Origin of the sequence: Halomonas sp. ND22Bw (assembly GCF_003011945.1) — a bacterium.
In the GTDB taxonomy this organism is placed as follows: domain Bacteria; phylum Pseudomonadota; class Gammaproteobacteria; order Pseudomonadales; family Halomonadaceae; genus Halomonas; species Halomonas halophila.
In genome coordinates this window covers 1-264 of sequence record NZ_PXWD01001059.1, presented here as the reverse complement: position 1 = coordinate 264, position 264 = coordinate 1, and the positions used below count along the sequence as shown (strand labels likewise).

At 69.7% G+C, this 264-nt stretch carries 1 pseudogene; it reads left to right on the top strand.

Features of this window, described 5'->3' with window-relative positions:
• Window positions 1-264: pseudogene (locus tag CVH10_RS26120) on the top strand (ATP-dependent DNA helicase); the annotation flags it as partial.

Sequence of the window (264 nt, the reverse complement as noted above, 5' to 3'; positions counted from 1 at the left end):
GTCGAGGTGGCGCTGGTCTACCTCGACATCGCCAGCGGCGAAGAGACCGTGCTCGAAGAACATTGCAGCGCCGATGCACTGCGCGCCCACTTCGAGACGCTCTGCCAGCGCTACATGGCCTGGGCGCAGCAAGAGGCCACGCACCGCCACGGGCTGGCGCAGGAACTCGGCGCGCTCGCCTTCCCGCATGCCGGTTTTCGCGCCGGCCAGCGCGAGCTGGCCGAAGGCGTCTACCGCGCTGCATCGACGCGGCGCTGCCTGATC